The organism is Desulfotomaculum defluvii, assembly GCF_054657375.1.
Genome location: NZ_BAAHYV010000006.1, coordinates 225,732 through 250,512 on the forward strand (window position 1 = coordinate 225,732; position 24,781 = coordinate 250,512).

General features: G+C 44.9%; 17 protein-coding genes and 1 riboswitch. Of the genes, 16 read left to right on the top strand and 1 reads right to left on the bottom strand.

Translation table 11 applies throughout. The features are described from left to right. Positions 1-8 precede the first annotated feature (8 nt). From ACYQ03_RS03770 to ACYQ03_RS03810, 9 genes are all read left to right on the top strand, one after another. Positions 9-1,070 (top strand): glycosyltransferase family 4 protein, encoded by a 1,062-nt coding sequence (locus ACYQ03_RS03770; protein WP_459908733.1) that lies wholly within the window; start codon positions 9-11, stop codon positions 1,068-1,070. Positions 1,071-1,661: 591 nt separating this feature from the next. Next, positions 1,662-3,125 carry a phosphoglucomutase/phosphomannomutase family protein gene (locus ACYQ03_RS03775; RefSeq protein ID WP_459907760.1) on the top strand — a complete coding sequence of 488 codons (1,464 nt, stop codon included), beginning with the start codon at positions 1,662-1,664 and terminating at the stop codon, positions 3,123-3,125. Positions 3,126-3,259: 134 nt separating this feature from the next. Beyond that, positions 3,260-6,307, top strand: a complete 3,048-nt coding sequence (locus ACYQ03_RS03780) for a S8 family serine peptidase (RefSeq protein WP_459907762.1) — start codon at positions 3,260-3,262, stop codon at positions 6,305-6,307. A 170-nt stretch (positions 6,308-6,477) separates the two neighbouring features. Then, positions 6,478-8,049 (top strand): murein biosynthesis integral membrane protein MurJ, encoded by a 1,572-nt coding sequence (murJ, locus tag ACYQ03_RS03785; protein WP_459907763.1) that lies wholly within the window; start codon positions 6,478-6,480, stop codon positions 8,047-8,049. Positions 8,050-8,104: 55 nt separating this feature from the next. Further along, positions 8,105-8,365, top strand: coding sequence for a YlmC/YmxH family sporulation protein (locus ACYQ03_RS03790; RefSeq protein WP_459907765.1), 261 nt, complete (start codon positions 8,105-8,107; stop codon positions 8,363-8,365). 67 nt (positions 8,366-8,432) lie between these two features. Then, a riboswitch (SAM riboswitch) is annotated at positions 8,433-8,529 on the top strand. A 97-nt stretch (positions 8,530-8,626) separates the two neighbouring features. Then, entirely contained in the window at positions 8,627-9,820 is a 1,194-nt protein-coding gene (metK, locus tag ACYQ03_RS03795) for a methionine adenosyltransferase (protein ID WP_459907766.1), read from the top strand. 315 nt (positions 9,821-10,135) lie between these two features. Beyond that, positions 10,136-12,688 carry an S-layer homology domain-containing protein gene (locus tag ACYQ03_RS03800; RefSeq protein ID WP_459907767.1) on the top strand — a complete coding sequence of 851 codons (2,553 nt, stop codon included), beginning with the start codon at positions 10,136-10,138 and terminating at the stop codon, positions 12,686-12,688. A 90-nt stretch (positions 12,689-12,778) separates the two neighbouring features. Next, positions 12,779-15,445: a hypothetical protein gene (locus ACYQ03_RS03805; protein WP_459907768.1), complete on the top strand. Its 2,667-nt coding sequence runs from the start codon at positions 12,779-12,781 to the stop codon at positions 15,443-15,445. Between the two features lie 33 nt (positions 15,446-15,478). Beyond that, complete coding sequence (locus tag ACYQ03_RS03810; RefSeq protein ID WP_459907770.1) at positions 15,479-17,065, top strand: S-layer homology domain-containing protein; 1,587 nt, start codon at positions 15,479-15,481, stop codon at positions 17,063-17,065. Between the two features lie 57 nt (positions 17,066-17,122). Here ACYQ03_RS03810 and ACYQ03_RS03815 read toward each other — a convergent pair whose 3' ends face one another. Beyond that, entirely contained in the window at positions 17,123-18,970 is a 1,848-nt protein-coding gene (locus ACYQ03_RS03815; RefSeq protein ID WP_459907771.1) for a CHASE2 domain-containing protein, read from the bottom strand. 128 nt (positions 18,971-19,098) lie between these two features. Here ACYQ03_RS03815 and ACYQ03_RS03820 point away from each other — a divergent pair, with 128 nt between their 5' ends. From ACYQ03_RS03820 to ACYQ03_RS03850, 7 genes are all read left to right on the top strand, one after another. Next, on the top strand, positions 19,099-20,199 hold the full coding sequence (locus ACYQ03_RS03820; RefSeq protein WP_459907773.1) for an HD domain-containing phosphohydrolase: 1,101 nt from the start codon (positions 19,099-19,101) through the stop codon (positions 20,197-20,199). Positions 20,200-20,203: 4 nt separating this feature from the next. Next, positions 20,204-20,542 (top strand): DUF3307 domain-containing protein, encoded by a 339-nt coding sequence (locus tag ACYQ03_RS03825; protein WP_459907775.1) that lies wholly within the window; start codon positions 20,204-20,206, stop codon positions 20,540-20,542. A 63-nt stretch (positions 20,543-20,605) separates the two neighbouring features. Further along, on the top strand, positions 20,606-21,061 hold the full coding sequence (locus tag ACYQ03_RS03830; protein ID WP_459907777.1) for a glycosyltransferase: 456 nt from the start codon (positions 20,606-20,608) through the stop codon (positions 21,059-21,061). Positions 21,062-21,102: 41 nt separating this feature from the next. Next, positions 21,103-22,809 carry a sensor domain-containing diguanylate cyclase gene (locus ACYQ03_RS03835; RefSeq protein ID WP_459907779.1) on the top strand — a complete coding sequence of 569 codons (1,707 nt, stop codon included), beginning with the start codon at positions 21,103-21,105 and terminating at the stop codon, positions 22,807-22,809. 189 nt (positions 22,810-22,998) lie between these two features. Then, on the top strand, positions 22,999-23,223 hold the full coding sequence (locus tag ACYQ03_RS03840) for a DUF1659 domain-containing protein (RefSeq protein ID WP_459907780.1): 225 nt from the start codon (positions 22,999-23,001) through the stop codon (positions 23,221-23,223). Between the two features lie 13 nt (positions 23,224-23,236). After that, positions 23,237-23,455, top strand: a complete 219-nt coding sequence (locus tag ACYQ03_RS03845; protein ID WP_459907782.1) for a DUF2922 domain-containing protein — start codon at positions 23,237-23,239, stop codon at positions 23,453-23,455. Positions 23,456-23,923: 468 nt separating this feature from the next. Beyond that, a complete protein-coding gene (locus tag ACYQ03_RS03850; RefSeq protein ID WP_459907783.1) occupies positions 23,924-24,661 on the top strand; it encodes a phosphoribosyltransferase family protein in 738 nt (245 codons plus the stop codon). Positions 24,662-24,781: the final 120 nt, after the last annotated feature.

Here is a 24,781-nt window from a genome sequence, read left to right on the forward strand (position 1 = left end):
CATTACCCATGGCTTTTCTACTTGCCCTGGGGATTGCTCTTGTAATTACTCCAGGGGTTAGGAAAGCTGCTTTTAAAATTGGTGCCATTGACAAGCCTGATCATAGAAAGGTACACGCTAAGATTATGCCCCGTATGGGTGGCTTAGCTGTGTATGTAGCCTTTGCCTTAACAGTATTATTAACTCAGCAGTTAGATAACCGCTTAATTGGTTTACTAGTTGGCGGTTTTATAATTGTCTTGTTAGGTATTCTGGACGACACCAAAGGTTTACCAGCCAAAGTAAAATTGGTTGGACAAATTGCCGCCGCCGCCGCTGTGATTCCCTTCGGCGTGCAGGTGGAGTTTATTACCAACCCACTTAACGGTCAAATGATGCTTTTGGGAATGTGGGGTATACCGGTAACCATCTTTTGGATTATCTCAGTTACCAATGCTGTTAACTTAATCGATGGTTTAGATGGTTTAGCTGGTGGCACCTCCTTTATCGCGGCCCTCACACTGGCCGCTGTAACTTGGCAGCAAGCAAACCTGTTGGGCGGCACAGGGATGGAAGTAGTAGCCCTGGCATTAATTTTGGCGGCCTCCATTCTAGGTTTTTTGCGGTACAATTTTTATCCAGCTAAAATCTTCCTTGGAGATACCGGATCGATGTTCCTTGGATATGCCCTAAGTACCCTGGCAGTGCTAGGTCCGGCCAAGGCAGCCACTGCCATCTCCGTCATTGTACCTATGGTTATTATGGGTATTCCTCTGCTGGATGTATTATTTGCGATACTCCGCCGTTATCAAAGCCATCGTCCGATTTTTGAACCGGATAAGGAGCATTTGCACCACCGCATGATGGCCTTGGGGCTTTCTCATAAACAAACTGTTTTGGCTATCTATGCCGTTAACCTACTGTTGGGTATCAGTGCCTTTTTACTGACAGTAATGACCACCAGCCAGGCAGTACTGTTACTCTTTATATTGGCCGTAGTCATTATTGTGGCAGCTAACAAGATCGGCGTAATTGGTAAAACACCAGAAAATATCACCACAGCATCACCACAGCGGTCCTCTAAAATGTAGGACCGCTGTTTTTTATTGCCCTGAGCCATGGGCACTGTGCTGTGGGCTAAAGACCCTTAAGCAAGAAAATATAAAAAGCCCAAAGCCTAGGACTCAGACCACGGAATTTCCTAGATCTATCTTAAAGCTAAAAACTGATGGCAGAGTTATAGTGCTATACAACGACTAATCGTTCCCTACACCTAGGTAGGCAAATGTAAAAAGAAGTGTCGATTGACTACTAACATGTAGTTCTGCGACACTCCTTTGTTTTATTTACCCTTTGCAGCCTTTTTATTTTTACAATCGCTTAAGTAACGATCCAACGCTTTTTTGCGGGCATCCAATGCCTTTATATCAACAGCCTTTGCCATGTGGTATCATACTCCTTACATAAGATATTTCTTTGGCGATGGTTCATGGTCTAAAGCCCCCTAAGCAAAACATCACAAAGGGCTCAAGGCCCACGGCCTAAAGCTCATGGCCATCTTTTATTAGTTTTTCCCAAAATATTACATTATAAACCTTGTCAACTCTGGTATAATGTGCATAATTAGGTTGGAAGGAACATAAAATAAAATCTGTGTGAATTAGTTACCGGGAGGGGATACCTTGAGTCACAAAATTTCCTTTGGAACAGATGGCTGGCGAGGAATTATCGCTAAGGACTTTACCTTTGATAACGTCAAACTGGTGGCCCAGGCTGTGGCCGCTTATATAAATGAAGAGGGTATTGGCGAGAAGGGCATTGTCATTGGTCGGGACAATCGATTCTTGGCCGAGGAATTTGCTGACACCGTGGCCCAAGAGTTCAATCTGCAGGGTATTCCAGTGTATATGTGCTGTGGGGCTACCCCCACTCCTGTCACTGCCTATGCCATAAAACTCCATCAGGCTGCTGGTGCCGTAATGCTTACTGCAAGTCACAACCCACCACCCTACAATGGTTTTAAATTTATCCCGCAGACCGCTGGGCCAGCTTTACCCCATATAACCAAAAAAATAGAAGAAAACATAGCCAAGCTGCAGGCAGGAGAACCCTGTGATGGCTATAATTTGATTACTCCGGAAGGGCGTTATGGCAACCTGGTGGAGGAAGAAAAGAAAGCCCCTTACGGTTGTACCTTGGATAAACCCTTTGATAAATACGTAGAACATGTCTCCAATATCATTGACCTAGAAGCTATTGAAAAGGCTAATCTAAGGATTGTTATTGACCCCATGTACGGTGCTGGTATTGGCTATCTGGAACATATTTTAGGTAAAGCTGGGGCTGAGTTAGAGGTATTCCATAATCAACGGGATCCCTTGTTTGGTGGAACCCTACCTGAACCAACGGGGAAATCCCTGGAGGAATTAAAACGGCGGGTTAGCACAGGTAAAGCTCACCTAGGATTGGCTTTGGATGGGGATGCCGATCGTTTTGGCATCATCGATGCAAATGGGGAATATATCACCCCCAACCAATTCTTACCGTTATTGTATTATCACCTTTTAGTAGTCAAGGGTTGGCGAGGACCAGTGGCCAGAACAGTTGCTACCACCCATTTGCTGGATCGTATGGCAGCTAAGTATAGCCAACAGGTCTATGAATCACCAGTGGGCTTTAAGTACATTGGGCAAAATCTGTTGGAAAAGCAATGCATCCTTGGTGGGGAGGAAAGTGGAGGCTTATCTATCAAGGGCCACATACCTGAGAAAGATGGTATCCTGGCAGGCTTACTGGCAGCAGAAATGGTGGCCTACCATGGCAAAGGCCTTACGGAGCTGCTGGAACAAATTCATGACGAATTCGGCAGGTTGTACAGTGAAAGGTTGGATATCCATACTACGCCAGAACTAAAGGCCGAAATATTAGCCCAGTTAAAGGAATTTTCCCCTGGTGAATTAGGTGGACAGAAGGTTGTTGGACGTATATTATTAGATGGAGTAAAATTGGTGGTTGCCGATGGAGCATGGGTATTAATACGTCCCTCCGGTACAGAACCCCTATTTCGGATCTATGCAGAGGCAAATAGCCTTGAGCAAAAGGAAAAACTACAACAAGAGGTTATAACTTTGTTGAAATTGAGTTAGCTTGCTGTAACTAATGTTAAAATACTTAATAATTTACTTTTAGGTATATAACAAAAAAATAAAGGAATTTGTTAGGGTACTGTCGAAAGTTATTCGATGGTACCTTTTTTGCGTCTTCTTTATGAGGTGATATTTTGTCTTTTATTCAACATCACAGCAAACATACCACTCTGATTCGGTGTATCATTTTTCTAATTATACTACTGATGCTACCCTGGCCGGTCTGGGCTGAAGCAGTGGGCACCTATCATCTAGAAAATAACATGGCTGCAGGGATCATGGGCGTGCCAGCCCTATGGGCACTGCAGAGCAAGAATGGCTCCGGACTTACCGGTAAAGGACAGGTTATTGCTGTGGCAGATTCCGGGCTGGATACAGGAAATAAGGAGACTCTACACCCAGATATTAAAGAACGTCTGGTAGGAGTCAAGGACTTCAGTGGTGACGGTTGGCGAGATCCAAATGGTCATGGTACCCATATTGTTGGAAGTATCGTCGGGTCCGGAGCCAAGTCCGAGGGAGCCATTAAGGGGATAGCCCCTGAAGCGGGGGTATATTTTCAGGCTACCTATAATGAAAAGGATCAAACACTGCATATTCCTTCAGTCTATGAAATTTTACAAGACGCCTATCAGGCACCGGGACAACCAAGGATTCATGTCAATAGTTGGGGAGCCAGTTTCAGCGACGGTATTTATGATTGGGACACTTACAGTTTAGACAAGTTTGTTTGGGAGCATCCGGATATGGTGGTTCTCAAATCTGCGGGAAACGGCAATAAGACCAGTAAACCCTATGTAAGCTCACCCGGGGCTGCCAAAAATGCCATTACCGTGGGATCCACCGAAGGGATTCGTAATGTGGATACAACTTCAGACAACCCCGATCAGGTAGCTGGTTTTAGCAGCCGGGGTACCCTGGATGGGCGCATAAAACCGGAAGTTTTGGCACCAGGAACCTGGATCTTATCCACCAAAAAAAGCCAAATCGGTCAAGAGGATAACTATATTGGCATCTATAACCAAAACTATGGCTATATGAGTGGGACAAGTATGTCCACTGCCCTAACGGCTGGTTCCCTAGCCCTATTAAGGCAATACCTAGTAGAGCAGGGTGAAACACCCAGTGCCGCCAGGATCAAGGCACTACTCATCTTTGGTACCCGTTGGCTCCAGGGAGTTTCAGCCAACAATCAAGGCTTTGGCAGAGTGGATATCGAGAGGTCTTTGATATCGCTGGAAAAGAGCAATCTCCAGCACCTAGATAATAAAGGGCTAAGCACCGGAGAAAAAATGACCTATAATTTTAGCGGCAACGGCAAACCCTTTAAAGCGGTATTAGCCTATACCGATTATCCTAAAACCCCTGGCCTAGGTAAGGATCTAGTTAATGACCTTGATTTAAAAATCATTGGGCCAGATGGCAAGGAAATTTATTGGGGTAATGGTTATCTAAATGGGGATCGATTAAATAATACAGAAGAGATTATTATAGAAGAAACCCAAAAGGGTGCAACCTATACGCTGGAAGTCACTGCCTACAATGTTTCCCAAGGACCACAACCCTTTGCATTAGTTTACGGTACCCAGCCCTCCCAGGGAACCATTAAAGAAATAAAGGATAGGCAACTAACCTTTACTGATGGCAAAACCATAACGGTAAACTCTCAAACTACCATACGACTGGTGGGTGGAGATAACCAGAAAATTGCCCAAGTGGAGGATATCCCCCCGGGGGCCACATGTTACCTAACCTATAATGAATTAGGTCAAGTTAACCATATTGATGCGATCTATACCACCTTAGACAGTAAAATCCAGTCCAAAGATGGTAATAAGCAACTGGTTTTATATGATGGGACCCGCTGGAACCTTGCTGTTGAAGCTAAAATCTATGTGGGGGAACATGAAATTCAATGGACAGAATTACCTCTTGAGGCAGAGGTACAGCTTACTGTTAACCCGGTTGATGGGGAAATATGGCGAATCGAGATTAAAGAGTTACCCAAGGATTCACCCTATTTAAACACACCTCTATCGGATCAGGAGGTCAGGTCAGCCATAGCAGCATCACAAAATACTGGTAAAGTGACCCTGACTGCCCCCGTTGATAATGATAATAAAGAGGGGAAGCCTGTTACCCTAGCCTTTGGGGCTGGGGTAGCGGCAGAACTTGTTGAGAATGGTCGGCCTGTACAAATGAAATTCCCTGGCCTGCTGGTGGAAGTACCTTTTACAGAATTTAAAAGGCTGGCAATGGATCAAAAGGGCGCGCAGCTGCAGGTCAAGGTAGCTTGGCGATCTACGGCAGAACAGTCCTTAGCTGCCCAGGATTCCCATATGTATCTAAGGGTGGTGGGAAAACTGGTGGAGGTAAATTCAGCCATTGTCTGGCCCGATGGCAGCCAATTAACCCTCAGCAATTTCTTAAACCCAGTGAAATTTACGATTACTTCACCCATTGGTGCCACTGCCGGTTTAGATATCCAGAAAATCGGGTCTTACCGTTTTAATGAAATGCTGCGTTATTGGGAATTCATTAGCAGCGACTATAATCCGGATACCGGACAATCAGTTTTCAATACCAATCGATCAGGATCCTTTGCCATACTGGAAGCTAGCCGGCTGTTCACTGATATTGCAAAGCACTGGGCTAAGAATAATATTGAAATTATGGCTGCCCGTCATGTGGTACGGGGTTTAACCCCTGAAACCTTTGGGCCCAACGAAACTGTAACCAGGGGTCAATTTACCGTCATGTTGGTTCGTGCCCTGGGCTTAACGGAGAGTGCCGGAGGAGTAAAATTTAAAGATGTTCCGCCCAACTACTGGTGTGCCGATGCCGTTGGTACTGCCGTAAAGATGGGATTGGTAGCAGGCTACAGTGCCGAAATATTTGGACCCAATGACCCCATTACCCGGGAACAAATGGCAACCATACTGGTCAGGGCCCTTCGCTTTAACAACCAGAAACCTTTACCAAGTGGTGGGACCTCCTTGGAGCAGTTTATAGATGGAAGTACCATCGCTTCCTGGGCCAGGAATTCTGTTTCCATCATTGTCCAAGAGGGTATCATGCGAGGCCAGGATGGAGGCAAATTTGCCCCCAAGGCTCTTACCACCAGGGCCGAAGCAGCTACTGTGATGGTGAGGTTGCTAGACTATGGGGCGAATAATAAGTAAGCCATAGCCATGAGCCATTAGTTTAAAGCTAAAAGCTATACGAAGAAAGGCTTCATTTTCATATGGAAGCCTTTCTTTTTTTCTTCACCTTGTCGAAGGGTGCAGGATATGGGGAGGGTAGGTAGAATATACTAACCTTGTTGTATTAACGAATGCAGGAGGTTAAAAAATTGTCCACTGGAAAGATGATTGTCCGGGCCACCTTGGTGGTGGCTATTATTAATCTGCTCTCACGTATTTTGGGCTTTGTTCGGGAGCAGGTAATTGCCTACATGTTTGGTGCCACCAACGTTACTGATGCCTACGTAGTGGCTTACAATATCCCCAATGCTGTTTTTGCCATTGTTATTGGTGCGCTGGCAACTGTGGTAGTGCCAGTGTTCAGTGAGTATGCAGCCAAAGGTCAAAGGGAAGAGGCTTGGCGTCTCTTTAATACTGTGATTACCATGGTTATTATCATTTTCACCTTAGTCACCATCGCGGGTATTTTTGCTGCGCCTCTGTTGGTTAAGTTAACTGCCCCGGGTTTAAGTACTGAAACTGCCAGTTTAGCCAGCCGTTTAACGGTGATAATGTTACCAATTCTCGTATTTTACGGTCTATCCACCGTCTTCCAAGGGTTACTCAATGCCAATCAGGTTTTTGGTATTCCAGCCCTTAGCGTAAGTGTTACTAATTTGACCATCATTATCTCAGCCCTAACCCTGGGTGGTATTTATGGTGTCGACGGGCTGGCAGCTGGTACTGTTGTAGGTTTTGTGCTGGCGGCTCTGATGCAGGTGCCAAAGCTGAAAAAGGTAGGTTTTAAGTTTCATTTTACCCTGGACCGTCATCATCCCGGTGTCAAGAAGGTTCTTTACTTGGTTATGCCGGTAGCCATCGGGACCTCCCTCAATCAGATATACCTGATTATTGACCGGGTCTTAGCCTCGGGCTTAGCAGAGGGAAGTATTTCAGCCTTAAACTATGCCAATAGAATAATTCTCATGCCCATTACTTTTTTTGTCCTAGCCATTGGTACAGCATTTTATCCAACCATTACCACCTTGGCGGCCCAAGGGAAGAGAGAAGAACTGGCCGATACGGTGCTGCGGGCTATCAGAATGGTAATCCTCTTTGCCTTACCTGCCGGTGTGGGCCTGATGGTATTAGCCACGCCTATTATTAAACTGCTTTTCGAACATGGCCAATTTGGTGCCCGGGCCACAGAAATGACAGCTATTGCCCTATTTTTCTATGCCATAGGCTTAGTTGGGCAGGCAGCCAATATTATTTTGACTAGGGCCTTTTACGCCCAACAGGATACAAGAACACCAGTTAAATTAATGGCTGTAACCGTGGTGGTGAACTTGGTCTTTAGTCTACTGCTTATTGGCCCTTTAAAGCACGGTGGTTTGGCTCTGGCTAACTCCATTGCATCTTTAATCAACACCATTATGTTGACCTGGTTTCTCAATAAAAGGATTCCTGGCATGTGGAATGCAAGTGCCATGACCTTTCTTTTACAAACAGCCTTGGCCACCACCAGCATGGCGGCTGTTGCCTGGGGTGTGAATGCCACTGGAGCTGGTTTCTTTGCTGCTTATGGTACACTGGGACTTGCAGTCCAAGTGGGAGTAAGTATCTCAACAGCCTTATTAGCCTTTATCCTTGCTGTTTTCCTACTTCGCATGGAAGAAGCCAAAATGATAACTGAGTATGCAGGGAAATTTCTTCGCAAGTTACACCCTTCCAAGGGTTAGCCTAACGCACCAATGCACCTCCCAGAGCATAGCATGGGTTTAGGAGGTGCAAGATATGATTAAAGCAACTCAACTGTCGGCCAAAGATATCGTTAATCTAAACGATGGGGCAAAGCTAGGTCCGGTGAAGGATTTACATATTGATCCCGAAACAGGCAGCGTAGTGGCCATAGTGCTTGAGGCACCCCGGCGTTATTTTGGCCTGATTCGGTCTGGGCGAGATATGGTCATTCCCTGGAATCTAGTAAAAAAATTTGGTATCGATACAGTGCTGGTGGATTTACAGCCTATGGATCGATCTTATTACGAAGAATAAGAGAATTTGTTTGACACAAAGTTCCTCCTTTGCTAAAATTAATCTGGCAATTTTGCTTGTTGTTCTGTGCTCATCAAGAGAGGTGGAGGGACTGGCCCGATGAAACCCGGCAACCTCACGTAAGGTGCCAAGTCCTGCAGGAGTTTATTCCTGACAGATGAGGTCATTGAGGGAAGGCTGGGAAAAAATAACCTCTCCATTTAGGAGAGGTTTGTTTATTTTTGATGGGAGCGGGAAAAGTTAATAGAGGGAGGTAATCAATTGAGTAGAAAACTTTTTACTTCTGAATCTGTAACTGAAGGCCATCCAGATAAAGTGGCCGACCAAATTTCTGATGCCATATTAGACTCTATTTTGGCTAAAGACCCGATGGCTCGTGTAGCCTGTGAGACCTTTGTTACTACTGGTCTAGTACTGGTGGGAGGGGAAATTTCCTGCCAATGCTATGTAGATATCCCTAAGGTAGTTAGGGAGACCGTTTTGGAAATCGGCTATACCCGTGCTAAATACGGTTTTGACGGGGACACCTGTGCAGTGTTAACTGCCATTGATGAGCAGTCCCCTGATATTGCCATGGGTGTAGACAAGGCCTTGGAAGCTAAAACAGGTGAAATGACTGAGGCTGAAATTGAGGCCATTGGTGCTGGTGATCAAGGCATGATGTTCGGTTATGCCACCGATGAAACACCGGAATTAATGCCCCTGCCCATCTCCCTGGCCCATACAATGGCCCGCCGTCTAGCTGAGGCTCGTAAGTCCGGCTTACTAGATTATTTGCGTCCCGATGGTAAAACCCAAGTTACTGTGGAATACGAGGGCGATAAACCTGCCCATATTGACACAGTAGTAATTTCCACTCAACACCATCCGGAAGTTGACCTAGAGACCATTCGTCAGGATATGATAGAAAAGGTAGCCCTGCCCGTACTGCCGGCTGAATTAGTTGACGAAAAAACCCGTTTCTTGATTAACCCCACTGGCCGCTTTGTTATTGGTGGACCCCACGGTGATGCCGGTTTGACTGGACGCAAAATTATCGTTGATACCTATGGTGGTATGGCCCGTCACGGTGGTGGTGCCTTCTCCGGCAAAGATCCTACAAAGGTAGACCGTTCTGCTGCCTACGCTGCCCGATACGTGGCTAAAAACGTAGTGGCTGCTGGCCTAGCTAAGAGATGCGAAGTACAACTGGCCTACGCCATCGGCGTAGCCCATCCGGTTTCTGTAAGGGTTCAGACCTTTGGTACCGGTACTGTTAGTGATGAGGTTATTATCAACCTAATCAACAAAAACTTTGACCTACGTCCCGCTGGCATCATCAAGTCCTTGGAATTGCGTCGCCCCATCTACAAACAAACCGCCGCCTACGGCCACTTCGGCCGCCCAGACCTAGATCTCCCCTGGGAGCGTACAGATAAGGCTGAAATCCTACGGGCAGAGGCTGGTTTAAAATAATTTAGAAAAACACTCTCAATAAAAATGGGAGTGTTTTTTTATAAAAAATAGAGTTGGTGCATAAACTTGACGACATAAATTTATATATTTCGATTACTTTAGACGCTATTCAACAGTTATATAAGCAAATAAAGACATTAATGATAATTAATGTCGAAAAATAGCTTGCAAAAAAGAAGGAAAAAAAAGCCTTGATGTAAAAATATTCAATTTACTTTTTGCACTTAGAGAATAGGACTAGTACCATTGAACTAGAGGGAGGTGTTAAATCGCGTAAGTCATGTTTTTTAAAAAGGCATAAGTGAGGGAATGTTCGTGAAAAAAACTACTAAGGTATCCGTTTTATCTGGAGTGCTTGCTTTTTTACTTTGTATTTGTAGTTTAACAGCCTATGCAAGTACACCGGGGAATCAATCTCAGTCAGTTTCTTTATTTTCAGATGTACCTACTGGGTATAATAATGCAATGTTTATTAACTACCTAGCTAATCAAGATCTAATTAAAGGTTTTCCAGACGGAACTTTTCGTCCTGCTGCTGGCTTAACCCGAGCGGAAGCCGCGGCCTTATTAGTACGGGTCGGAAAAGTAAATGCACTGACACCAACAGCAAGATTTGCTGATGTGAACACCAATCACTGGGCTGCGGCTAGTATTGAATCGGCTGCAGCAGCCGGACTTCTTAGCGGCTACCCAGATAATACCTTTCGGCCTAATGCTTTTCTTACAAGGGCGGAAGGTGTAACACTGTTTTTGCGTCTGTCAAAACAACCAGACCCCCATGTAGCACTTCCTGCACTGGAGGATTTAGGGCCAAGTCACTGGGCTGCCCGTCCTATTGCCGTGGGACTAGCTGCGGGCATGGTGGGTTTATCTGCTGATAAAAAACATTTCTTGCCCGATTCACCGCTGACCCGGGGCGATTTAGCCAGGGTATTAGGAGTTTTGTTAACTCGAGACCCCGACCTGTATAAGACTGAGCTAAAAGGTAAATTATCCGTGTTGAAAGGAACCGTTACTGTAAATAAAGCAGATGAACAGGCAACTCAGGTAACCGGAACCATTACAGTAGGTCCGGGGGAAGTAATTAAAACTGCAGCTAGTAGTGAGGCAGAAATTATATTTCCTGACGGCACTGGTTTACGTATGATGGAAAACAGTGAACTAGATTTTAAAGATGCCAGGGGCCGTGCCTACATTACACGTACAGGTGCCCAGGGTATTGCCGTTGATTGGCTGGCTTTAAACCTTAAGCAGGGAAATATCTTTGGGGCATTGGCTACCCAATATAAGTCTCAGGGTGATCAAAGCAATCAAGTCATTACCACTGGTTTAGCTAATTACCCAAAGATAGCTAGTGTCAATGATAATGATTTAAAGAAAATTGTATCCGGTTTAGTAGCAAAAGCACAAAAAAATACGACACAAGTGGCAGAATCAAAAACCCAAAACTTACCCTGGTATCAGCAGGCCCAGGACAAAAAAGTACGTGTTCAAGTGGACATGCCTTGGTCAGTGTGTGCCATTCGGGGTACTTTCTGGGAAAACTTTGTTTCTAGGGATGGACGTTCTAGAACTAACTTATTAGAAGGGGAAGGACAAGTATCTGCAGCAGGTAAATCGGTAGAACTGACTCCCGGCCATAGTACGGAGGTAACAGGAGCTACAGCACCACCCGCTGCTCCAAAACCTATGACTCAGGAAGAAACTAAACAATGGATTAACTTGGCTCGCTGGGTTGTGGATAGGGCGCAGGCAATTGATGCCATCAAAGAACAGACCGCACCACCACCACCACCAGCTGCTCCAACACCACAGCAAGTACAGGAACCTGTGCAACAACCAGAACAATCGGTTCAGCCACCAGACCCAATACAAAGTACATTAAACAAAGTGGTGGAAGCTTATAAGGATCTGAACCAGGGGGAAGTACCCGAAAGTATTAAAGATACAGTTATACCTACCACACCAGGCGAACCTACGACTCCTAGTACTGGTGGTGGCGGAGGTGGAGGAGGTGGTGGTGGCAGTAGTACCACCACATATTCAATCAATAACGTGCAAACACCTAACGACATTGTTGTGGCCTTTGGGACACCATTTGCCAGCATCGGGTTACCTAGCCAAGTAGAAGTTACTTTGAGTAACAACACTACACGTAATCTGAGTGTATCCTGGAACCAGGGAGTACCTGCCTATGATGGGAATAAGGTTGGAACCTATATGTTTACGGGAACTTTAGACTTACCCACTGAAATTGTCAACACTAACAATCTCAAGGCAGAGGTCAAAGTAATAGTTGCTGGGAAACAGTCTAGCATTACCTCTATAACACCCACTTCTGGTAAAGCCAATACACTGGTAACCATTAAGGGTAGCAACTTCGGAATTGAACAAGGCAAGGTGGTTATTGCCGGAAATAGTGTGGATGATGGAAATGTAAAAACCTGGACCGATAATGAGGTAATTTTCTACATGCCCGATGTAAAACAGAGCGCAGGACTTGATGTCTGGATTAAGCCGATAATCAATTTAATCAGTAACAAAGTAACCTTCAATTTCCAAGGTTCGATTCCTGCACTGCCTGCGGTATATTACGGAACTATCAATGTTATTGGTGGTCCTGGTGTCGCAGGACCGGGGACAGTGGTCGAAGCTAGGGTCGGAGGACAAGTTGTTTCAAGTGTTATTACAGAAACTGATAACCTTTATGGCAACACAGCCAAACTCGATGTACAGGGTATTGCTGAAGGAACATTAATTGAATTCTGGGTTAAGCTACCAGGTTATAGCTTTGAGCAAGCACTAGAAACATGTACCTTTAACAGTGGGACTGAAAGGGAGATTAATTTAACGATCGATCTTTCATAATGAGTCGAATCCGTATTGGGGGTGGTAAGCTAATAAGTTAATTGTTTAAATAATTTGGGATAACGGTTTTATTTTAAAGGGGGAAGAGAGATGAGTGGGGTACTCAAACGAGGTGGCAAACCAGCCCTCTGGCTGGTTTTGACACTGCTGTTAACATTGGCATTGGCAATACCTGCCCAGGCTGGTATTATCGGTGCTGGAGTGGATGCAGACAACCCAACTGTTTGTGTCCAGTCTGACTATATTTTGGAAATGGCAACAGATAACGGTCTAAGTACTGGTGACAGCTTGCAGATACAAATAAATGATTCACTTTTTGATTTAAACGAGATAGATCTAGGTTCTTTGGAAATGACTGTAAATCAACAAGTATATTCCATAGAAGGGTCCGTTGATAACAATACACTGATACTTCCGATTAATCAGGATGTTGATGCCGGAACCATAAGTTTTACTATCAAAGGATTTACAAACCCTGAATACGTAGGGGGTCAATTGTTTGCAAATAGTATTAGTATTAATCATGCCGATGGTAGTATAGACCCATACAATGAACAATTATACTTATATACTAATGCGCCAAATTTAACTATTACTCCTTTTCCAAATGAGATTGAATATAACCTTCGCGCTAAATTAACGGTTACTCTTATAGACGGTAAAGATAATCCATTTGTAACACCCCGTGACATAAAAATTGATGTGGTTACGGATAAATCAGGAGAGTTTTTTGAACGTGCTGTAGATGGCGATGAGATTGGTTATTGGGGCCTGTCCATTCCCCAAGGTAAATCAAGTATAGAATTATTTTACAAGCCTACAGAAATAGCAACACATAAAATTAATGCAGCATTCAATGACAATGAAGCGCCCTATAACTGGGGATACGGCACTGCTGAGACAACAATAACAGCCCTAGCGGCAGATGCAGTAGATGTTTTGTTTTCAGACAACGGTACACCAATACAAAGTCTTAAAACAACAGCAGGTAAGGCGGAAAAAATAACTTTAACAGCCTTTGATCAATATGGTAAACCAGTTAAACAGCAAACCGATTTGGTTGTTAAACTGAGTGTGTTCAATAACACTGGTAACTTCTATGAGGTTATTGATAATGCTATGGGAGAAGACCCCATTGAAGAAGTGGTAATAAAGGCAGGTAGTGATTCAGTAGACCTGTACTATTGTGATACTGGTAAAACATATGATCCTAACGTCTATTGTTGGTATTCTACTACCATTAGTACAGAAATTTCTCCTAACTACTATACTCCTTTATACGTATACGTAGCTCCTGCTTCAGCACAGTCTCTGGATCTAAAGGTCTTTGATAACCAATCTTATACCACAAATGATTGGGGTGAAAATAATCCCCGCCTATACATTGCTAATAGAAATAGAGATTGGCAGATTTATTCACCGGGTAATGTTCAGCACAATTTACTTTCGGAAATGATTTTCCCTATGGAGATTACAGTACTCGATGAGTACGGTAACCAAAAAGAACTTGATTCTTCTTTAACCTTGGATTTAAAGGTAGAATCTGCTTCTGGGGCAGTTTACGGTAATTTCTATAGTAATATTGATCACTATGTTGACCCAATTTCACAGGTAACAATTAATGAGACCGACAGCAAAGTTTATCTTTATTTTGTTGCCAGCGGCAGTGGTCCAGCTACAATTAAGGCTATAGCTCCTAACTTCGGTGAGGCAACCTTTGATGTTAATGTACTTAGTCCCCAAAAGCTACAAATAATATTCCCCTATGAAGAAAACTATATTGAACCCGAAGAGCGTAAACCCGTTATAGTGGTGCTTACGGATGCCGAAGGACACCCAGCTATGGTCGATCACGAAATTAATGTCAACTTATCGGGTGGTAAATTCTATGAGTGGGAAGATGCTGCCAATTCTATAGATAGTATCACCATCCCTGCATGGAACCACGGTGTTCAAGTGTACCTGGAGGGTCCTGAAACTCAAGGAAATTTCACTATTAATGCGGTAGATGCCGCTGGGCAATACAATGCAACCGGTGATGTGACTGTTGAAGTAGCAGAATTTGCATATTTCTGTACTGAACTAGAGCGTGGCTGGAACACCCTTTCCACACCTATTGCCTTAGAGGGTGGTTGCAACACCATGGATAAAGTGGTTGAAGATATTTCATATATTACCAGTGCCTTTAAGTACAATGAAGCTCAGAGTAGATGGCAACAAATTTACCCAGACGCTAATGGCATCTGGCGTGTCAAACAGGGAACAGCTGCTGATGCTGCAGATCCCGAGTTTTTCTTTGAGCCTCAGGAAGCAATCTTTGTTAAGATGAAGGGCTGGTCTGCTGCCCATTTCTATGCTTCAAAAGCCATTAATCCTCCACCAACACGTCAACTAATTACTGGTTGGAATTTAGTTAGCCCGGCTATCCCGACGCACGAAGACTACTATGAACCTGCTTTAGATGTACATTACGGTGAAGGGATAATGCCAACCTATAAAGTATTGATCAATATCAAGGACAAGTATAGTCAGGTTGTAAGCCCCTCATTAGCTAGCCAATACGCCTGGACCTATGTTCCACCTAACACAGGTTTAGTAGGTGATTTAGAACTCCTTTTAAGTGGTCTGATTGGTTCAGACGTAAAGTGCATGGAAGCTGGTAGGGGTTATTGGGTTTACATGAAAGAAGCTGGTGAGTTACCAGGATTTAGTTCCACACCAGTTTATAACAACTACAACGACTATTATTATAATTAAACAAACCACTTGTTTTGACAGGAGGAATAGTAAATGAAGCATGTGCAAAGGGCAATGTGTCTGATAGCTTTAGTGGCCATGCTTCTCCAGTGCGGGGTACCGGCTCTTGCAGCCGGTTCCCCGCCTCCATTACCGGCGACCTACTGGGGAAGTGTTAAAACCAGCGGAGGGAGTGCAGTTCAGTCCGGTACGGTGGAAGCTTATGTGGATGGAGTATTTTGTAGTTCCATTGAGATTATGAATGGTATGTATGGTTCTGACTCAGGAATAAAGTTAGATGCCCCTGGAACCACAAGTAGCAAGGTTGTTAGTTTTAAAGTCAATGGTAAATTTGCAGATCAAACAACTACCTGGAAAAGCGGCGAAGATAAAAGAGTAGATTTAACCGTAGACCTACCGGATGAAAAACCACCGGCTAGTGGTGGAGGTGAGGGCGGCGGAGGTCCTGCTGCTCAGACAAAAAATCAGCCTTCAGCCACCATCAGTGACAAAGCTGTTAAGGAGGCCATTAACCGTGCTATCCAAACGGGAAAAGTAACGGTTCAGGCACCTGCTGGGGAAGGTCGTTTAACTTTATCCCTTGATCAATTTAAGGATATCCAGTCAGTTGGGAAGCCACTGGAAACAAAGGTCAATAATATAACTATGATTATAGCCTCCAACGCCTTAAAGGTTCCTGAACTTCGCTTAGAAGAGCTTAATCAAGTACAGTTTGCTGCTGCTCCAGTGGACAAAGATGATGTAAAGGAAATCATCGCCCAAGCCAACCGTGGCGGAATTTTCAGTATTGCCGGTGAGGTATTTGAACTTTCTGCCAGTGCAATTCTGGAAGATGGTAAGCAAAAGAGTATTAAACAGTTTAATGGTAAAATTCAGGTAACCTTGCCTGTGCCGCAAAGTGTCAGAGATTTAGCTGCCGAGGGGCAGATAACCGTCGGCTACTATAATGAACAGACAAAATCATGGCAGGATGTAGGTGGCAAGTATGATCCGGTTAGCGGCACCATTACCTTTGAAACCGACCATTTCAGCAAATATGCTGTTATGGAAGTAAAGACAAAGACAATAGCTAAGACATCAGCCTTTAATGATATTGCTAATCACTGGGCTAACGAGAACATTACATTTATGGCGGAAAAGGGTTTTGCCGGTGGGGTAGGCGACGGTAGATTTGCCCCAGAAGCCAACATCACTAGGGCCCAATTTGCTGCCTTCCTGGTCCGTATCCTTGCTGTGCCAGAGTCCAGCGCAGCTCTAAACTTCACGGATGTAAAGGCCGGAGACTGGTACTATGCCTCACTGGCCACGGCCTACCAAGCAGGTCTAATTAAAGGCGTAACCACCGATAAAATTGCCCCCAATGAGAACATTACCCGGGAACAAATGGCTGTAATGCTTGTGCGGGCTATGGAGTATAAGGGAAAAATTGCCCCTGCTGCTAAGGACTTAACCTTTACAGATAAAAGTAAAGTTTCACCTTGGGCAGTGTCTGGAATTTCCCAATCGGCCCAATTAAACTTCATCGGTGGTTTTCCGAATGGGACTTTCATGCCTCAGGCCAATGCCACTAGGGCCCAGGCCATTGTGATGCTTCATAGATTATATAACCAAGTACAATAAACAAAAGAAGGTCTCCAGCTGAGCTGGAAACCTTCTTTTTATTACTAACCACTAATTTTACTGATCGACCACTGTGAAAACACCAATAGGATGGGTAAAACCTTTAACTTCGGCATGACCTAAGAACTCAAGTGTTGACTTAAGCTCACAGGTATCAGGAAGTTTCTGCACTGACCTTTCGCTAATAACTATCAATGTGCCGAAGTTCTTCGTCAAACCCTCCACCCGAGAAGCTAGGTTGACATCCTCACCAATCACTGTATAATCCATGCGTTCCGGGCTACCTACGTTGCCCACCAACACGCTGCCAGAATTAATACCTACCCCGACGTTTAATGCCTGGGCACCCTGGGCAGCCCACTTTTCATTGAGCTTGCTAATGGCTGCTTGGATTTCCACAGAAGCCCGAATGGCCCGCTCAATATGATCCTCATAAAAGACCGGGGCCCCAAAGATGGCCATCAAACCGTCTCCCAGATACTTATCCAACATACCCCCATGGCGAAAAATGATATGGGTAATGGCAGTAAGATATTCATTTAAGCGGCTTACCACTTCTTCCGGAGCCTTACCTTCGCTATAGGCTGTAAAACCGCGAATGTCGCAAAACATAATTGTGAGCTCCTGCCGTTTACCTCCCAGGGATACCTGATCTGGGCTTTGCATGAGCTCATTGACCACGTCAGGAGATAGATATCGGCTAAACATTGCCTTTGTTTTTCTGCGGGCCATTTCAGCCTGCACAAAATCTGTGGCCGTGGTTACAGCGTAGGTTAAAAAGATTATTACAATCGGAGCAGCCAGGTTTACCCACCAATGGGCCTGCCAGGACAAAAAGACAACGGCCACCGCTACAGCCACTAAAAATAACGTACCTAACAAGCCTTTCCAGGGCCCACGGCCGGAAACTAGGAAAGAGGTGGTTAAACCCGCTAGCAGAACAAAAATAATATTTACGAACTGAGGAATTTGCCGAAACCAACTGCCCGTAATAAAGCTATTTACAGTGGATGCATGGATCTCTACACCCGGTGTGGGTAAAGAACCACTTAACACCATGTTGGTTGTGGTAAAGGGTGTGGGCCATTCATCATGCCCCATAGCGGTGGTATCGCCGACCAAGACGAACTTATCCTTAAAAAAGGTAGCTGGTACTTTCCCCTCCAATACATCAGCGTAGCTAATAGTGGTAAAGGCCCCTCGAGGGCCCCAAAAATTCAACAGGGCTAGGTTAGAATCATCTATGGGTATGGTATTTTTGCCAACCTTGAGCTGATCATTGGCAAGTTTGATATCCCGGGGATCAATACCCTGGGCAACTAGGGCCACGGCCAGGCCAAAGGACGGAAAGGGAATATCAAAGGTGTTTACATCCACCAGTGTTACTCTACGGATCACCTGATCTGGATCAGTGGGGGTATTAGCAAACCCGAGTCCAGCTAAACCAGCAGACATAAAATCTTGGTGGGGTAATAAAAGTCTTTGCTCAACATTGCCGTGTTCATCCTTTTTATAGGCAAAGGAACCAGCCATAACTACCTTACCGTGCCTATTGATGGCTGCTGCAAAGGCCTGGTCTTCGGCAGCATTACTTGGTGAGTCAAAGACCATATCGAAGCCAACAACCTTAGCCTCCTGTAATTTTTCTAGTAGTTTGGCGTGCACCGAACGGGGCCAGGCCAGAGGTCCTATTTTATTAATTGAAGCCTCATCAATGGCCACAACGACCACTTGATCCCCAGGAATATGCTGACCCTTTAAGCGAAACCAAGCATCATAGATATTCATTTCTGGGCGACTGAAGACACCAAAGGACACGATAAGTTGAATTAAAACAAATAAAATTAACGGGATGAGCAGCTTGCGATTAAAACTGCCGAGGGTTCTTTTTTTATTGACGTGCACGTAAAACATCCTTTCTATCCGAAACAATAAAATTTTACAAAATATTCTAGTGTATTGGTTCATTTTCCTTGTTATTTCAGTTAAAATATTAACAATTCTGAAAGCTAGTTAAGAAAGAAGGATAAGAAGTGAATGAGACTACAGATAAAACTAGACAACAACATTTAGAGGCCCTCTGGGAAATTGCCAAATCACTTCAGGCTTCTTTAAACCTGGAAGAAGTATTGGATCTAGCCCTTACTCAAGCAATGGGAGTGGCTAAGGCAGAAGCAGGAACTCTGTGGTTAAGTGATAATCAGTCCAATGAATTTATTGAACCAGTTTTAGCTAGGGGTCCCAAGGCAGATGGTTTGAAGGGCCTTAAACTAAAAATTGGTGTAGGGGTAGCTGGTTGGGTGACTGCCCAGGGCAAATCACAATTGGTCTCAGATGTTCTTAATGATCCTCGCTGGGCCCAGCGTTTCGATCAGTCCACAGGTTTTATTACTCGTTCCTTACTTTGTGTTCCACTTCTAACCCATAATACCTGTATTGGCTGTCTTCAACTAGTTAATAAGCTAGATGGGGAGTTATTTAATGAAGATGATTTAAATTTATGCGAAGCCCTAGCCGGTGTTATCGGTATCGCCGTTGAAAACAGTCGCCTTTATACAGATTTAAAGACCATGTTTAAGAGTTTTCTGTCAACCTTGGCTTCGGCCATTGATGCCAGAGATCCCTATACCAGAGGCCATTCCGAAAGAGTCAGTCAATATAGCTTAAAAATTGGCAAGGCAATAGGTCTTTCAGAAAAAGAAATTGAGGTTTTAGAAAGAGCGGCATTCCTGCATGATATTGGCAAAATAGGCATTCGGGATAATATCCTGCTCAAAGAGGCCCCCCTTGATAACGATGAATTTGTAATCATGAAAAAACATACTAACATCGGGCAGGAAATACTGCAACGGATAGAGCCGGCTCATCTAGTAAAGGAAATAGCCCTAGGAGCAGCCTGCCACCATGAACGCTATGATGGAAAAGGATACCCCCAGGGTATCAAGGGGGAGGAAATACCCCTGCAGGCAAGGATTATGGCCATTGCAGATACCTTCGATGCCATGACTACTGACCGCCCCTATCGCAAGGGATTGGCCATGGACATAGCTTTACAAGAAATAAAGCGCTGTGCAGGGAGTCAATTTGACCCAGTACTAGCGGAAGTCTTTTTGAGTGAAATGAAGAAGGAGTAACTATATGAACCTATTCGAGTGGTTGCTGATAGGGCACTTAGTCGGAGACTATCTATTACAAACCCGCTGGATGGCAGAGCATAAAGCAACAAAAATATTCCCCTTAATAATTCATAGTCTAGTTTATTCTGGGGCAGTTTTTGTTTGCTCCCTGCCAGTTGGAGGAATAAAACCAACCGGTGTGGCAATTATATTTTTCTCCCACCTGATTTTAGACAAAAGGACTTTCACAAATTGGTGGATTACTAATATTAACAAATCGCCAGATATCCTATGGTTAAGAATCATGAATGATCAAATATTTCACCTATTAGTATTGGTCATTGTTATTCTACTAAATTAACAAAAATTTTCAGCACCCCCTGAACTGGTCCAGACATACTCTATGGACACAGGGGGTGTTTTTATGTGGTCAGTCATTGGATCCACAATCATTTTATTGTTAGCTTGCTATGGGGTCTATTATTTGGTGCAGGACTTGCTAAGGTTCTTTCGCTCAGAGCCAGGTCCACCGGTGAGTATGCTGGTGGTTATTCGTGATCGGGCCCTCGACCTAGAGTATCTGATACGAAGAATGGAGGACTGGCGCAAAAGACAGTGGGTGGAACTAGAAATAGTTGTGGTGGATGATGGCTCCACAGACGATACTGGCAAAATATTACGCTACCTGCAGCAAAAGTATTCCTACCGCTTGCTAACCCTGGCCAAGGGACCCAGGGATGGTGAACACGACGAGGCCCTGCAAACAGGTCTACTGCACTGCCATAATGCCTTGGTTTGGTTGGTGGATCTGAGGATGCTCCCCCAAGGTTTACTAGCCGAAAAGGTTTTTCGTGTATTTTTCTGCCAGGGCTGGAGGTAAATTACCATTTCCTGTCGAATAATGCTTACCAAAGCAAGGGGGTGATCCCTATCTCTAGACAGGGAAGTCTTGGACTACTTTATACATGGACAATCATATTTCTAGGTGCTGGCTGGCTGTGGAAGGTTTTTCCGCAGCTTAACTTTGACCAAATAGGGACACTGGCTACTTTAATTGTACTGGGCATTCTGGCTGAATGGCTGGCGGTACCCTTTTCTCAGGGCTACCTTTCAGGCAGTTATGTTATTGTCTTAGCCACCCAGCTTATTGGCGGTGGCACTGCGGCGGCTTGGGTTATTGGGCTCATTTCGGTCATTGGCCTAGGCATTGCCAATCGGGGCAATCCCTTACGAACCACCCTGTTTAACGCGGCCCAACAGGTTTTAGCAGTGGCCGTTGCCGACTTTGCTTTCCGGTTGATAACTGGCGAAGCTTTGCCTATTATCCTTTTTACACTGGTTTATTTTGTGGTTAACCACCTGCTGGTATATCTTTATCTGCTGCCTGGACGCCGGGATCACCCTAACCTTTTTGGTTGGGAAGCCCTGCGTTGGGATAGTTATACTTATATTTTTACCGCACCCTACGGTGCTTTAATGGCCAAGCTTTATGGAGTATCCGGTATCCTTTGGATGTTGCTTTTTTTTCTCCCAGTATTGGCTGCCCAAAGCCTGTTAAAAAAATATGTACAGCTGGAATTATCTAACCGTGACCTAACAGTCCTTTTTCAGGTGGCTAAAAAGCTGCGGGACAGTAATCAACCAGCCACTTTCCTTGATCAGATTTTGCAGGAATGCCGGTGTATTGCTAGTTTTCATACAGCCATCATCCTATTTTGGTCCCAGGAGCGTCAATTATTTTTACCTGGAGCAGCCCAGGGAGCCCGCCGACAAGAAATGTGTAACATTGTTTTCACCCCAACCGAAGGCTTAGTAGGACAGGCGGTGCAAAGCAAAGAACCCATTGTCATTGATGATGTCAGGGAAATGAGTAATCCTAAAGATGCTGGGCCATTCCACGAATGTCGTTCGGTACTGGCAGTCCCCCTGATGGCCCAGGGGGAGGTAACTGGGGTTTTGATGTTAGGGGATTTACACCCCTATGCCTATGAAAATAAACACATGCAAATGCTCAGTATTATTGGGGGACAGGCGGCAATGGTACTGACCAATGATATACTGGCGGACAAGATCCAACATCTACTGGCCACTGATCGCCTAACCAACTTTCTTCATCATCGGCAGTTTTACCAGCTAGTGGTCAAGGAGATGTTAAAGGTCAACGCTGAAGGGGCTGGGGCATCGCTGTTGCTGGTGGATATAGATAATCTCCGCAGCATGAATTCACGCTATGGCCATGCCGCAGGGGATGGAGTTATTCAGATGGTGGCCTCTGTCCTGCGGGATATTACCCCACCCACAGATTTCCTTACTCGCTATGGGGGAGGAGAATTGGCAGTTTGGGCACCAGGGTTAGATACACCGGCTGCACTGAAACTGGCAGAAAAGATTCGGGTAGAGGTCAGGGATCGTCGGTTGGTGTCCGAGGAAGCCAAAACACCAGTGCTGGTGACGGTATCCATCGGGGTGGCCACTTGCCCCCAAGACACCACAGACCCAGATAAGCTTTTTCTGGGAGCAGAAAAAGCCGTGGCCCGAGCCAAGGAGTTAGGACGGGACCGTTCCATTGCCTACCGTCAAATTGTAAAGCAAATAAAAACCAAAATCACCACAAATACCATAGTATAACGAAGTGGAACACCGACTTGCCGAGAGTCGGTGTTTTTTTATCCCTTATAGCGTTAGATTGCTCGTAATCGCAGCCTTTTTAAAGTCAACTTTGGTTAAATAGATTTTTTTACTTTTAAAACAAAACCATTAGAATACAATCAAGCGCTAAAACAAATGGGGCCGGCCCCAATATAAAGGAGGAACACAATGGCTGTTATCAAGGAGCCCTTCACTTGCAGTATGCAAATGCGTTACCAACAAGGTGTAAATAGCAATGGTGACCCTGTTTTTGTTAATCGTACCTTCTCCAAAATCAAAGTCACAGCCACGGACCAGGATATTTATGATGTGGCATTGGCACTAAACAGTCTCCAGAATAGTCCTATGTTAGCAGTTTACCGGGTGGATGATGCTGAATTAATCAACCAATAAGGAGGATTAAACCATGAGTAGAACATTGGAACTAATCTTTGTCAATGCTACCGGTGGAAAAGTAACCCTCAGGGTTGCAGATCCCAAAGAAACCTTAACTGAAGTAGAGGTAAAAACCGCTATGGAACAAATTGTTGCCAAGGATATTTTTAGCAGCACTGGTGGCAGCCTAGTTGGTATAGCCGGTGCCAGAATCGTCAGCCGTGACGTCAGTGAAATAAACCTGATCTAACGAAATGGGGGCGGGTGTATCCCGCCCCCATTTAGCCATTAGTCCTTAGCCTTTAGCTGTTAGCTCGCCTGAAATTAACTAAACGTATCGAGAAAGTTAAATTTATATATTTAACGTAAGCAGATTTCCAGATTGTAGGGAACGCCCCCTGTGGCGTTCCGCACTGCATTAGCGAAGCTGACGGGGGGGCTTTCTATACATGTCACTGACAGATACTATTTTAAAGCACTAAAGTGCCAGGCGCTTTAGTGCTTTACCTTACTAAGATGATGAAGTTCCTGGCACTTTGCTTAATTAAACTGACCTGAGTCATGGGCCATCTGCCTTGATTTTTAGCCCATGGCCCAAGGCCGACAGTAACATGTTGTATTTTCCGCAATGTTTGTTCTTTCAGTAAACGTATTTTAGAAGGATAACAGCTTGCAAACGAAGAAATAAGTCGAAAATTCCTGACGAAGGTGATGCCCCATGGGTTCCTTTTGGGAGGCCTTGCTGAATTTAATCTTTCCCGAACCACCGGGTTGCAAACTCTGTGGAGCAAAGGGTAATCACTCCCTTTGCCCCGACTGTGAGCGGTGGTTAGCCAGTTGGGCCAGCATTCCGAAATGCAGAATATGCGGCAGACCTAGTTTATGGTCCCAAGCTCAATGTTTAGAATGCCAACAAAACAGACCACCCTTTGTGCTGGCTCGGGCAGTGGGACCCTACGAGGGGAGTCTCAGGGAGGCTATTCATAGCTTAAAATATAAGGGGAGAAAAACCCTGGTGCCGATGCTGGGGCAACTTCTATTGGCTGTGGTTCTTCAGCAACCGGAAATGCAAAAAATTGATGCAGTAATACCAGTGCCAATGTCTCGCAGGCGAATGAGGCAGCGGGGGTTTAATCAAGCAGCACTACTGGCCCAGGAAGTGGCCCAGGGGTTACAAAAGCCCCTATTACTGAGTGCCCTAACAAAACCAGTGGAAACACTGCCCCAAACAGGACTCAATAAAACCCAACGTCAGGAAAATTTAAAGGGTGCATTCAGGGTTCAGGAACCCCTCCAAATAAAAGATAAAAATCTTCTTATAGTAGATGATGTCTTCACCACTGGCTCGACGGTAGCCGCTGTGACCCAGACCCTGCACAGCCAAGGGGCCGGGAAGCTTTATGTAATCACCCTAGCCAACGGAAGTCAGCACGACTCACAGGGACGGTTCTCTTGAGTCTCAAGACCGACTCAGACCTAGCCAAGACTCAAAAGAACCGTCCCCGTGAGTCGAAGGTCCGGGCAATTTGGCTAGTAGTAATCGGTTAAGGATAAAATATTTTCTTCACTGTATTTA

What these genes read in the sequence shown, in the direction of transcription:
- ACYQ03_RS03770 (WP_459908733.1), top strand. Translation starts at nt 9, where the DNA reads ATGGCTTTTCTACTTGCCCTGGGGATTGCTCTTGTAATTACTCCAGGG.
- ACYQ03_RS03790 (WP_459907765.1), top strand. Translation starts at nt 8,105, where the DNA reads ATGATTAAAGCAACTCAACTGTCGGCCAAAGATATCGTTAATCTAAAC.
- ACYQ03_RS03805 (WP_459907768.1), top strand. Translation starts at nt 12,779, where the DNA reads ATGAGTGGGGTACTCAAACGAGGTGGCAAACCAGCCCTCTGGCTGGTT.
- ACYQ03_RS03810 (WP_459907770.1), top strand. Translation starts at nt 15,479, where the DNA reads ATGAAGCATGTGCAAAGGGCAATGTGTCTGATAGCTTTAGTGGCCATG.
- ACYQ03_RS03825 (WP_459907775.1), top strand. Translation starts at nt 20,204, where the DNA reads ATGAACCTATTCGAGTGGTTGCTGATAGGGCACTTAGTCGGAGACTAT.
- ACYQ03_RS03830 (WP_459907777.1), top strand. Translation starts at nt 20,606, where the DNA reads ATGTGGTCAGTCATTGGATCCACAATCATTTTATTGTTAGCTTGCTAT.
- ACYQ03_RS03840 (WP_459907780.1), top strand. Translation starts at nt 22,999, where the DNA reads ATGGCTGTTATCAAGGAGCCCTTCACTTGCAGTATGCAAATGCGTTAC.
- ACYQ03_RS03845 (WP_459907782.1), top strand. Translation starts at nt 23,237, where the DNA reads ATGAGTAGAACATTGGAACTAATCTTTGTCAATGCTACCGGTGGAAAA.
- ACYQ03_RS03850 (WP_459907783.1), top strand. Translation starts at nt 23,924, where the DNA reads ATGGGTTCCTTTTGGGAGGCCTTGCTGAATTTAATCTTTCCCGAACCA.